Raw genomic sequence first — 12,131 nt, forward strand, 5'->3', positions numbered from 1 at the left:
CCGCCAACGCCGAACTCAACACAGATATGTCCAAGGGAGCACGCGCCAACGCCAGATCAGCGGTACTACACCTTCAGGCCGCCGCCTCCACGTCACTCACTTCTTCCGCCACTGCCGCCACCTCCTCAAGCTGAAACACCGCCATACTCTTCGCCAACTGCTGCGACTGCGCCTGCAGCGAACGCGTCGCCGCGCTTGATTCCTCCACCAACGAGGCGTTCTGCTGCGCCACCGCGTCCATCTGCGACACCGCCAGGCTAATCTGTTCAATGCCGCGGCTCTGCTCATCGGTGGCATTGGAAATCTCACGCATCAGCTTGGTCACCCGCATCACTTCCTCGGAAATTTCATCCATGGTCTCGCCGGCGGTATGGGCCATCTCCGACCCCTCGTTAACCCGCCCCTGCGACTCTTGGATCAACCCCTTGATCTCCTTCGCCGCCTCCGCGCTGCGATGGGCCAGGTTACGCACCTCCCCGGCCACCACCGCAAATCCCCTGCCCTGCTCGCCGGCGCGCGCCGCTTCCACCGCCGCGTTCAGCGCCAGGATATTGGTCTGGAACGCAATACCGTCAATCACGCCCAGGATATCGGCGATACGACGCGAACTCGCGGTAATCGCCTGCATCTTTTCAATCACGTAACAGACCACCTCGCTCCCCTTGTCGGCGGTATCGGACACCGCCCTGGCCAGCTCATGGGCCTGACGGGCATGCTCGGCATTCAGTTTCACCGTCTGGGTCAGCTGCTCCATACTCGCCGCCGTCTGTTCAAGCGCCGCGGCGGAGGCTTCTGTCCGCTGGGAAAGATGGGTATTGCCCTGGGCCAATTCCCGCGTGCCGGTATCGATTTGGCCGCCCGCCACACGCACCTCGCTCACGGTGCCGGCCAGCGCATCCTGCATCAACGACAGCGCATTGTTCAGACGCGCCAGCTCGGTGGCTTTACTGGCGCTCACCGGATAATACAGCGAGCCGGCGGCAATATGTTCCAGATGGACAATGGCGCCATCCAGCGGACGCAGGATAAATCTGCGCACCGCCAGCCAGGCTATCACCGACAACACCAGGGCCAGCACACAGGCGACAATCGTCAGCATCAACTGGATACGGGCGGCATCGGCGGCGTCACGCTGGATCTGCTGCCCGGTCTGCAGCGCATAGTGCTGAAAAGTGTCCAGCGCCTTATCCATCTCCAGGCTGAGCGGAGTAAGCTGCGTCTCCAGCACCTGATAATACCCGTCCGGATTCGCATTATTCAGGGCGACCATGACGGGCTTAACGCCCTGTTCATTATAACGCTGATACACCAGGTTCAGCTGCTGGGCGCGCCTGGCGCCCTCGGCGGTCACCGAACCGGTCGCCAGAAACGCCGCCATATCTTGGTCGGCCAGCTTGGCCAACGCCTTGACATTGGCCGTCGATGCCTGGGCTTCGTTGATAAGGCCGGTCTCATACTGCCTTACCGCCAGTGACGCCTCTGTGCGCGCCCTGAGCGAAGCGTTATAGCTGCGGGATAACAGGCCCAACTCCTCGCCCTGAACCTGGTTAATGGCTTGCAGGGAACGTGAACTTTGCTGAATGGTACGAATGCCGATACCCCCGACAATAAATAAAATAATGGTCATCACGATCAGCCAGGTCAGTAATCCAACCTTGACGCTCATGGTTTTCAACATAGCTCCGCCCCTGCATTTTCAGATGTTGATGAATACAAATCACCCGGCAGAGGCTGTACACTCCGCCCTGCATCGGTTATCGGTGGCACCGGCGAAGACTTTATCGATTCAGCGGGGATCAATCCGTTATATATCCGTTATGTGAGTCACCTCACAGGCCGGATTGGGTCGGTTAATTCGCCGCAGGCAAGTATTCGGCGGTGAACTACCGCATTTTTTGGTTATAATAGGCGCTAGGCCATTATTATTGGAAAGGTTAAGGAAACTGACATGAGCTTGAATCTGGTACCGGCAGGAAAAGATCTTCCCGAGGATATTTACGTCGTGATTGAAATCCCGGCCAACGCTTCCCCGATCAAATACGAAGTTGATAAAGCAACCGGTGCGCTGTTTGTCGATCGTTTCATGTCCACCGCGATGTTTTACCCTTGCAACTACGGTTACATCAACCATACCCTCTCGCTCGACGGGGATCCGGTCGATGTATTGGTGCCGACGCCGTACCCGCTGCAACCCGGTTCCGTTATTCGCTGCCGCCCGGTAGGCGTGCTCAAGATGACCGACGAAGCCGGCGAAGACGCCAAGCTGGTGGCGGTGCCGCACACCAAAATGACGAAAGAGTACGACAATGTGAAAGACGTGGAAGACTTGTCTCCGCTGCTGCGGGCGCAAATCACCCATTTCTTCGAACATTATAAAGATCTGGAAGCAGGCAAATGGGTGAAAGTGTCGGGCTGGGAAAACGCCGAAGCCGCTAAAGCGGAAATTATCGCCTCCTTCGAACGCGCTAAGAAATAAGTTACGCCTGTCCCTGTCCAGGAAATGCGCAAAGCCTGGTTTGCGCATTTCCTTGCCATCACTCAGGGTTCAGGATTCTTCGGCGCGTTTTACCCAGTCCCCACTCAACAACCGCCGCAATCCCTCCACCGGCCGCTGGTAGACATACATCCAGGCGCCGCCGTAAGGCGTCGCGATCAGGGCCCGTTTATACTCGCCGCTTTTGGTGCGCAGGGCATCCAACTCGGCCAACGTCGAGGAATCAATGCGATATACCTCACAATATACCGTTCCCGTGCCGGGGACGACCGCCGGATAATGACCGAGATCGTATAATTCAAAGCCGGAGATCACGTGATCGCCTAACCACTGGCCGTTCGTCATCCAATGACTGTTGCCCTGATTGCGTCGCAGACTACCGTAGACAATTATTCGCATTGTTAAAACTCAAACTGATAGAGCAAGTCCAATGCCTGATCGAGACCAGACACGGCTTCCAGATAAAGTCTCGGCATTAAACGGTAACGTAACGTTAACGTTGCCAATGAATCAAAAATACCGACCCCATATTTAACTTGCAAGCCGGGTGCAACATAACCACTGACCACGACCTGGGACTCGTCGCCGACACCTTGCGTATCCAGGGTTAAATTACTTACCCCGAACGCTGCGCCGATTTTACCCACAAGTTGCCCACTTTGCGCAACCCCCATCCCGATTAACATCGACGTCATCGCGCTGCTGTCGGCGCCGGGCGTATTAAGCCCCTGGCCCCGCAGCAGGTAAGACAGCGCCTCCTGCTGCGATTTCACCGGTTCGGTGAACACCTCAAGCCGTGGCTGATCCGCCATGCCGGTCACCCTGACGCCGGCGATCACACCATCCGCCGTGTTATCCGGGTTACGAATGGCCTCAACGTTCAGCAGCGGCTGATCCGGCGGACCGGCGAACATCAATTGCCCGCGCCGGACGCTCAAATCCTGCCCATAGGCCCGGAAACGGCCGTACGGGATATTGATCTGGCCGTTCAGGCCCAGGCCCTGCTTATCCTGGATCATTTTCAGATCGCCCTCCAGCCGCGCCTTCAGTCCGAAGGCATCCAGCCGCACATCGCGGCCGACATGGATAACCAGGTTGCTGTTGATAACCGTGTTGACCTTTGCCTGTTCCACCGGGCGCAGCTGCTTATCGAGGATCACTTCGTCGGGCGACACGCCCACCGCGCTCGGCGGCAATTCCTTCACCTCGATCCGCGCCCAGGGTATATCGACCCGGCCGTTAAGGGTAAAGACCTGCGGCGCGGCCTCCAACACAATATCAGGTGAGACATCCATGCGCACCATGGGCGGCACGGTAATTCTTATCCCGGAGCCCTGGGCGGCAATCCGCGCGCGCCAGGCGCTGATATTGCTCCAGTCGGCGCTGCCGCCAAGGTTAAGCTGTCCATGGGTGGTGTGGATAACCCCTTGCAGCGTCGAACTGGTGCCGTTGAACACCATCGCCAGACGGCTTTCATTCATGGCAAACGGCATCCAGTTGCCGCGCATCAGCAGCCGGTCCAGGCCCAATTGCCCATACAGCTGCGGCCGGGCGACGCTGCCGCCGACGCGCAGACGGGCGTCCAGGATGCCGGCGGCGCTTTCTCCCCGCGACAAAATGGGGTTAAGGACAGACAGCGACAGCCGGCTGATAGTGACGTCGCCGGAAAGCGTGCGCCGCCCCTGGGGATCGGCCACCGCCACCTGGCCGGTAAACTGGCCGTTGCCGGCGATGCCCACCTGCCAGTCAAGACGCGCGCGGTCGTGATCCAGGCCGGCGTTGAGATTTAACGTCTCGAAGGCTACCGGCAACGCATTGCCCTGGACATTTTGTACCACCTTTACCCCCTTGCCCACCAGGGCGATTCGCGCCTGGGGCAATCCGCCGCCCGGTTGCCAGCTCACCTCCGCCCGGCCGGTAAACAGGCCGCTCAGCGCGGTGTCCGCCGGCAGGAAGGGACGGATCATCGCCAGGTCGAAACGCTCGAGCACCACCGCGGCCCGGCCGCCGGCGCCGGCGTCGATGGCGGCGGGAACACAAAGCCGGGCGTTGGGATTCTGCCAGCAGTGGGGGCCGATAACGACGCGCTGCGCGCTACGCTGATAATCCAGCGTCATGGCGCGGGTTAACCGCCAGTCGCCCACCGGCGTGCCGATACGCGTCTGGGTCAGGGCGCCTTGCCAGCGCTGCCGCTGCCGATCATAGCCGCCGTTAAGCGATAGCTCGCCGGCAATCGGATCGCCCTGCAGATTCAGGCGCAGCTGGTGGCGGCGCTCGTCGCCGGTTACCGCCAGGGTAAGCTGGCGCACCAGCAGATTATCCTGCTGGAGTTGATCCAGGCGCAGGTTCAGGTCGCCGCGCACGATATCGCTAACGCGCAGATTGCCGGCCAGGGCGATGCGACGCACGGCCAGGGACTGCCAGCGCAGTCCGACGGCGTTAAGATCCATGTTGACCTGCGGCGTCTGCCGCTCGCCCCGTACCGTGAACCGGCCGCGGGCGGTGCCGGCCAAGCCGGGCAGGACGCCGTTCAGGTTCGGCGCATCGAGCACGGCGTCGAGAGCCAGTTGCTGGTTTAAATCACCCTTGATATCCAAACTGTTGCGCCCCAGCGCCAGCCGGAGATCGGGAATATGCCACTGCCCGGCGGCGTTGCCGCTCAGGGAGCCGCGGGCGGTCACCGGGTTTTGTTTGATATTGCCGTTAAGCGTCAGTTCGGGGATACGCAGCTGCCAGCTGCCGCCGTGGATGCTGCCCCGGGTGGAAATCTTGCCCGCGAGCCGGGCCGGCCAATCGGGCCATTGCCGGGCGGTATTGATGCCGCTGAGCGTCAGTTCGCTCCGCCAGCTCACCGCATCGCTCCAGTCAATCACCGCCGTCAGATCGGTCGTTCCCTCCAGAGCCGCCACGCGCAGGCGCGTCAAGGTAAACTGCGTGGGATTGCCTTTCCCCTCAAGGGACAGATCCGCCGGCGGCAGGCCCTCGCCGCTGACGGCGCCCTGCATGGCAAGCGTATAATCCACCGCCTTGCCATCAACCTTCAGCGCCAGATCGCGCAGGCGATATTGCGGTTCGCCGGTCAACGGCCACTGCGCGCCAGGACTGGCGAACGTCACCTCCAGCGGCAGGCCGCTGTCGGCCAGGCGCAGGCCGGCATTGATTTGCGCCTTGACCGGCCCCGAAAAATTCAGGGCGGTATCCAGGCGATCGCGTAAACTGCCGCCGACCGTCAGCCTGATCCTCTCGCCCTTGACCGGATCGATATTCAGTTGGGTGTTAACGGTTAATTCCAGCGGCCATTGTCCCTCCAGGCGCGCCTTGCCGCTGGCGCTCAGCAAACCCTGCACGGCGTCGATGCGCAGGCGTTCCAGGGTGATCTCCCGATCCAGCGTCCGCCCCTGCATCAGGAAGCTTGTTACCTGGATATCGGTATCGCCGGTAAGCCGCAGGTCCGTACCGCGCAGTTCCTGCAGTTGGATATTGAGCGGCACCTGGATATCCGGCAATCCGGGCAACACGGGGGCGGCGAATAGCGCCTTTAAGGTTTCCGCCAAGGGCGGCGCCTGTGCCGCCGCCTTTTCGGCCGCCAGGCGGGCGGCGACGCGTCGTTGCTCATCGGTCTGGGCCACGGCGTCGATTGCCTGGTCGGCCAGCACCGCCGCCGCTTTCGGCAGGGCCACCAGCAGGCCATTAATCTCCGTGGGCGTGACGATAAGCGTATTGCCGCGAAAATCCATGCCGGTGTGGAACCTGTCCAGGGCGATGACCGTATGGTCGATTTGCACCCGCACCCCGTTGACGCTGAGATTACGCAGGATCAGCGGATAGGGGGTACTTATCGCCGTGGTGTCCTGCGCCGCGGTCGGGGCGTCCGGCTGGCCCGGCGCCAGCGCGGCGGTGTCAATCGCCACATCCACCCCGCTCAAGGCAAGATCGTTGACGCACAGCGCACTGTGCCGAAAGCAGGAGAAATCAAGCGCGAGATGCAGCTCGTTCGCGTTTACCGTCATGCCCGGCTGCTGATAGCGCACCCCCTTCAGCGTCAGATCGCGCCAGCCGCCGCTGACGCTGACGATGTCCAGTCCCGGCACCCAGCGCGCGGCGCCGTTCAGCAGCAGATGCAGGCCGCTGGTGGTGCCGATCAGATACGCCAGCGCGCCGAGCAGCAGTACGATAACGGTCAGGATGCCGAGGCCGATTTTTTTTGCAAGACTCATAGTTCTGTCCCTAATCCTATGTAGAACTGCAATCCATGTTCCTCGGGATCGCCTACGGGCGCGGCCACGTCCAGTTTGATCGGGCCTACCGGCGACTGCCATCTTACCCCGACGCCGGCGCCGGTTTTCAGGCTGGTCTGCCGGAAATCATTCACCGCCTGGCCGGTATCGATAAAGGTGGCTCCCCACCACCTGCCGGTCACATTGTATTGATACTCCAGGGAACCGGTGGCCAGCTTCGAGGCGCCGGTTAGCTTGCCATCCTCGTCGCGGGGAGATATGGCCCGGAACCGGTAGCCGCGGATGCTGCGATCGCCGCCGGCGAAAAAACGCAGGGACGGCGGCACGCGATCAAAATTATTGGTTTCGATCCAGCCCAGGTTATAGCGCGCCACGAAACGGTGTTTATCCGCCAGGGTGCGTACCCAGACGTTTTGCGCCTGCAGAATGAAAAAATCCACATCCGAGCCCCAGGTGGTATCGGACACGTCGATGGAATAACGCTGGGAGTCGCCCCAGGTGGGCATCAGCCCGCCGCGCTGCCGGGTACGGTTAACCGTGAAGCCGGGATAGAGCAGCATGGTGGTATCGGTGACATTGGCCTGGGTAAAATGGTCCAGGCTCCAGCGCAGGTTGACCGAGCGCTGCCAGCCGGAAGAAGAATCCCAGAAGCGCGCCACGTTGACCGTGGTGGCATCGGATTTGGTATCGTTAAGGTCTTCGCGCTTAAACCCGCTTTGCACCACATAATATTGCTCCAGCGGGCTTTTTTGCAGCGGGATTTTATAACTGAAATCCAGCGCCTGCTCGGGAGCGGATACGCTCAGCGTGGTCTGCAGGCTATGGCCCCGGTCGTTGAGCCAGGGCCGGTTCCAGGTGGTTCTGACCCGGGGCCCGACGTCGGAGGCAAATCCGACCCCGGTTTCGATAATATTGCGGCTGCGCGGCGTTACCACCGCGTCCAGCGGCAGGACCTTATTGGTTTTCCCGGCGCTGAAATCGGGCGAGACCACCACCGAGTTAAACCAGTTGGTGGCGGCAAGCTGGCGGTTAAGCTCCGCCAGCGAGACGGCGCTGTACTCGTCGCCCTCGCGGATAGCGGGAATATTCTGCAGGTAGTCCTCGCGGATTTGCGCGCCGTGAAAACGCACCTTGCCGAAGCGGTAACGCTGGCCGCTGTCAAAGATCACATCCCAGAACGCTTCGTGGCGTTCCGGCGATACGCCAAGCTGCCGCTTGGGGAAATCCGCGTCAAAATAACCGTTGCGTACCGCCAGGCCGGTCATGCCGCTGATAAAATTGGTGTAATCGCCATGATTGAGCACGCTGCCGATGGCCGGCCGGCTGCGCCGCACCAGGCCCAGGTAATCCCTATCGGTGCGCGCGTCGCCGCGCAGGCTGATGTTCACGCCGGCGATTTTCACCGGCTGGCCGGGCGCGACCTTGGCCAGCAGCACGGGCCGTCCGCCGTTGACCGCCGGGCGGAACTCAAAATCGATTTGCGGCGAGTAGTAGCCCAGGGCGCGCAGCCCTTCCCGCACCACGCCGTCGACGCGCGCCTGGAATCGCGCATCGGCCGTGATTTCATCCGCGCCGATGGTGGACAGGCGCGCGCGGACATTACGCTGCAATTCTCCCTCCAGTCCTTCCACCTGCAATCGCACGTTGGCGGCGTAGGACCATGGCGTAGCCAGTAGAATGCAAAACAGGCAAAGAAGGCGATTATTTGGCACGCTGGCTCCTGAATTTTCTTACTTTCCCGCGGGTGGATTCCTTACGCGCACAATCGCCGTCATATTTATTATTAAACGACCCTGGGGTTGTTTTTAGTCCTTTTACCCTAAAATACAGTCATAAGCTTACAGCTTAACGTAATATTGGCGTTTATTGTCTGTAAAGAAAGTGTACAAGACAACAGGCAATAGCCCATTATTTCGATAATCGTCTCAACAGGAGTCTATCGTGGCGCAGAATTTTGATAAAACCCAGCTTGTATCACAAAGCGAAGCCCTGCCGGGCCGCCTGACGCCGATGCCGGTGGCGACCACCCATGTGGTTAACGGCCATTCCATGACTCACGTTCCCGATCATATGGAGGTGGCGCTGTTCGCCATGGGATGTTATTGGGGCGTGGAGCGTTTGTTCTGGCAGATCCCGGGGGTTTACAGCACGGCGGCGGGGTTTGCCGGCGGCTATACGCCGAACCCAACCTATCGCGAAGTCTGTACCGGCCAGACCGGCCATGCGGAAGCGGTGCGGGTGGTGTTTGACCCGGCAATCATCAGCTATCGCGAGCTGTTGCAGTATTTCTGGGAAAATCACGATCCGGCGCAGGGTATGCGCCAGGGCGGCGATATCGGTTCGCAATATCGCTCCGCGATTTTTGTGCTGACCCCGGAGCAGGAACGCGAGGCGCAGGCCAGCAAACAGCGTTTCCAGCAGGCGATGGAGCAGGCCGGCGATCGGCGCGCCATCACCACCGCCATCGAACCGGCCACGCCGTTCTACTATGCCGAGGACGAGCACCAGCAATATCTGCACAAAAATCCGCAGGGGTACTGTAATCTCGGCGGCATCGGGGTATGCATGCCGCCGCAGGCGTAATCTCGCCAGCGGGGCCTGTTGATAAACCGGCTCTGGCCAAGACGCCGGAAACCATCACGTTATTAATCTTAGCAGCCCCCAGGGGGCTGCTGTTATACTGTGCCCACTGTCGGTCGGGCAGTTGATGACGTCGCGTATCCGCAACGGGCTGACCATTGTCGCTGCAGGCTGCCCGCAGCCGTAAATGACGTTTCGGCTCCCCGTAACAGACTGAAATATGTTATCTTTAACCAACACGTTGCCCTTCAAAGGCGCGCTGGCATAACTGTCAGCCCGAAGTGGTCGAATTATGCTAAACAGTATCCTGCTTATCCTGCTATTAATCGCGGTGAGCGCATTTTTTTCCGTATCGGAAATCTCCCTCGCCGCTTCGCGCAAAATTAAACTCAAGCTGATGGCGGATGAAGGGAATATCAACGCCAAACGCGTGCTTAAGCTCCAGGAGACGCCCGGCATCTTCTTTACCGTTATCCAAATCGGCCTGAACGCGGTGGCTATCCTCGGCGGTATCGTGGGCGATGCGGCGTTCTCACCTTCCTTCGCCTCCATTCTTATTCGTTTTATGTCGCCGGAGATGGCCGATCAAATCAGTTTTATCTGTTCATTTACGCTGGTCACCAGCCTGTTTATCCTGTTCGCCGATTTAACCCCGAAACGCATCGGTATGATTTCACCGGAGGCTTGCGCCATCCGGATTATCAACCCGATGCGCTTCTGCCTGCTGGTTTTCCGCCCGCTGGTCTGGCTGTTTAACGGTTTGGCCAACGTCATTTTCCGCATGCTGAAGCTGCCGATGGTGCGCAAGGACGACATTACCTCCGATGATATCTACGCGGTGGTGGAGGCCGGCGCGCTGGCGGGCGTGCTGCGCAAGCAAGAGCATGAGCTCATCGAGAATGTGTTTGAGCTGGAGTCCCGCACGGTGCCCTCGTCCATGACGTCGCGCGAAAGCATTATCTATTTCGATTTGCGCGAGACCGAGGACAGTATAAAAGAAAAAATCTCAACGCATCCTCACTCAAAGTTTTTGGTCTGCGACGCCAACATTGACCATATTGTCGGTTATGTGGATTCGAAAGATTTGCTTAACCGCGTGCTGGGCAACCAAAGCCTGGCGTTGAACAGCGGCGTCCAGATCCGCTCGGCGCTGATCGTACCGGATACCCTGACCCTGTCGGAAGCGCTGGAAAGCTTCAAGACCGCGGGCGAGGACTTTGCGGTGATCCTTAACGAATACGCGCTGGTGGTGGGCATCATTACCCTTAACGACGTGATGACCACCCTGATGGGCGACCTGGTGGGACAGGGGCTGGAAGAGCAGATCGTTACCCGTGACGAGAATTCGTGGCTTATCGAGGGCGGCACGCCCATCGACGACGTGATGCGGGTGCTGCATATCGATGAGTTCCCGCAGGCGGGAAATTATGAAACCATCGGCGGGTTTATGATGTTCATGCTGCGCAAGATACCTAAACGTACTGATTTTGTGCGCTATGGCGGCTATAAATTCGAAGTGGTGGACATCGACAGCTATAAAATCGATCAGCTGCTGGTGACCCGTATTGAGGAAAAATCCACGCTGGTGCTGGCCAAGACGACGGACACCTCGCACGTTGCCTGAGGCGAAAGTCCGGTCCACGTCCCGCCGTTAGGCGCGATTTATCCTGCCCCCGGGCGCGCAGTCGCCGGGGGGCAGGTCATTATCGTATTGCGGACAAGGTAATCAGGAAAAGGGCCGGTCAGCCCATGTCGGACTGGAGCCGCATGACCTGCCGGTTGACTTCCGACATGACGTGGAAATGCTGCTTGTCGCGCACCTTCGGCAGCAAAATCTTGCCTTTATCAAATTCGAAGGCGCCGAAGCCTTTGATATAAATACGACCGCGGAATAAAGTCTTAACGTAGGTTGCTACCTTGATAGCGTTATAGCGATGGAAGATTCTCATTTTTTTACTCAACTCCCGTTATTTTTCTCGTCCTGCCGTTGCGTTGTTAAACCCGGCAAGGGAACTCACACTAGCACTTTATAAGAGTCTTCATATGTGCTTAAGTTCACGCAACAACAGAACACTGAGCTGATTTTACACAATTTGACAGAATGCTATAAAAGCCCTATCTATTACAGCAGTACTAATATGCTGAAAACGCATTAGCTTGGTCATCCGGCGCAATACGGCGATCGGGGTGGTAACCCCCTCGCCCGGCGCCGATCCGGGCCTCCCTTCGCTTAAAGGAGCCGCATCATGCGCTGCCCGTTAATCGTATTACTCCTGGCATGGCCGCTATCCTGCGGCGCCCTTGCCCATAGCCTGGTTATCGGCAAGACCCTACCTAAGGTGGCGGTCGCCGAACAAGGCGAATTGCTGCTCCAGAAAGAGAAGTTTAGCTATAAATTCTGGGATAGCTCGCAGCTCGCGGGAAAAATCAGACTGGTGCAACATATTGCCGCCCAATCCTCCGCCAGCGAGATGAACGCCGCGATGATTGAGGCGCTCAAGAAAACCAACTTACCGGCTAAATATTACCAAACGACGACAATCATCAACGAAAACGACGCCGTCTTCGGCAGCGGGCCCTCGTTCGCCCGCAACTGGGTGGAAAATCACAAGACCATTTATCCCGGTTCCCAGTTTATTCTGGATGCCCATGGCAATGTACTGCAGGCGTGGCATCTGCAGCCGAAAAGCTCGGCGGTCATGGTATTGGATGCCCAGGGGCGGGTACGGTATGCCAAGGAGGGCGCGCTGTCGTTTGCCGAGATACAGCAGGTCACCACGCTGCTGCGCCGCCTGTTGCCAGGCGGCGCGCATTAAGGC

9 protein-coding genes are annotated in these 12,131 nt (G+C 59.2%); 4 read left to right on the forward strand and 5 right to left on the reverse strand.

Translation table 11 applies throughout. The features are described from left to right. Positions 1-73: 73 nt before the first annotated feature. On the reverse strand, positions 74-1,678 hold the full coding sequence (locus tag ACL2XG_RS12100; protein WP_410016532.1) for a methyl-accepting chemotaxis protein: 1,605 nt from the start codon (positions 1,676-1,678) through the stop codon (positions 74-76). A 270-nt stretch (positions 1,679-1,948) separates the two neighbouring features. On the opposite strand from ACL2XG_RS12100, the gene ppa reads away from it, so the two are divergent. Beyond that, positions 1,949-2,476, forward strand: a complete 528-nt coding sequence (gene ppa, locus ACL2XG_RS12105) for an inorganic diphosphatase (protein WP_410016533.1) — start codon at positions 1,949-1,951, stop codon at positions 2,474-2,476. A gap of 69 nt (positions 2,477-2,545) precedes the next feature. On the opposite strand, the gene ACL2XG_RS12110 is transcribed toward ppa, so the two are convergent. From ACL2XG_RS12110 to tamA, 3 genes are read right to left on the reverse strand one after another with little or no spacing between them, the layout of a single operon-like run. Next, a complete protein-coding gene (locus tag ACL2XG_RS12110) occupies positions 2,546-2,893 on the reverse strand; it encodes a gamma-glutamylcyclotransferase (protein WP_410016534.1) in 348 nt (115 codons plus the stop codon). A gap of 2 nt (positions 2,894-2,895) precedes the next feature. Further along, on the reverse strand, positions 2,896-6,711 hold the full coding sequence (gene tamB / locus ACL2XG_RS12115; RefSeq protein ID WP_413722087.1) for an autotransporter assembly complex protein TamB: 3,816 nt from the start codon (positions 6,709-6,711) through the stop codon (positions 2,896-2,898). After that, positions 6,708-8,444: an autotransporter assembly complex protein TamA gene (gene tamA, locus ACL2XG_RS12120; protein WP_410016536.1), complete on the reverse strand. Its 1,737-nt coding sequence runs from the start codon at positions 8,442-8,444 to the stop codon at positions 6,708-6,710. The genes tamB and tamA overlap by 4 nt, the downstream gene beginning before the upstream one ends. Before the next feature lie 229 nt (positions 8,445-8,673). Between tamA and msrA the strand changes: the two genes are divergently transcribed. Together msrA and ACL2XG_RS12130 are read left to right on the forward strand one after the other, a co-directional pair. Beyond that, positions 8,674-9,315: a peptide-methionine (S)-S-oxide reductase MsrA gene (gene msrA / locus ACL2XG_RS12125; protein WP_410016537.1), complete on the forward strand. Its 642-nt coding sequence runs from the start codon at positions 8,674-8,676 to the stop codon at positions 9,313-9,315. A 289-nt stretch (positions 9,316-9,604) separates the two neighbouring features. After that, on the forward strand, positions 9,605-10,936 hold the full coding sequence (locus ACL2XG_RS12130) for a hemolysin family protein (RefSeq protein ID WP_410016538.1): 1,332 nt from the start codon (positions 9,605-9,607) through the stop codon (positions 10,934-10,936). A gap of 118 nt (positions 10,937-11,054) precedes the next feature. Here the strand turns inward: ACL2XG_RS12130 and ACL2XG_RS12135 are convergent, their stop codons facing one another. Further along, a complete protein-coding gene (locus ACL2XG_RS12135; RefSeq protein ID WP_162364102.1) occupies positions 11,055-11,261 on the reverse strand; it encodes a DUF1107 domain-containing protein in 207 nt (68 codons plus the stop codon). 297 nt (positions 11,262-11,558) lie between these two features. Between ACL2XG_RS12135 and ACL2XG_RS12140 the strand changes: the two genes are divergently transcribed. After that, positions 11,559-12,128 carry a YtfJ family protein gene (locus ACL2XG_RS12140; protein ID WP_410016539.1) on the forward strand — a complete coding sequence of 190 codons (570 nt, stop codon included), beginning with the start codon at positions 11,559-11,561 and terminating at the stop codon, positions 12,126-12,128. Positions 12,129-12,131: the final 3 nt, after the last annotated feature.

The organism is Sodalis sp. RH24, from assembly GCF_047324145.1.
In the GTDB taxonomy this organism is placed as follows: Bacteria; Pseudomonadota; Gammaproteobacteria; order Enterobacterales; family Enterobacteriaceae; genus Acerihabitans.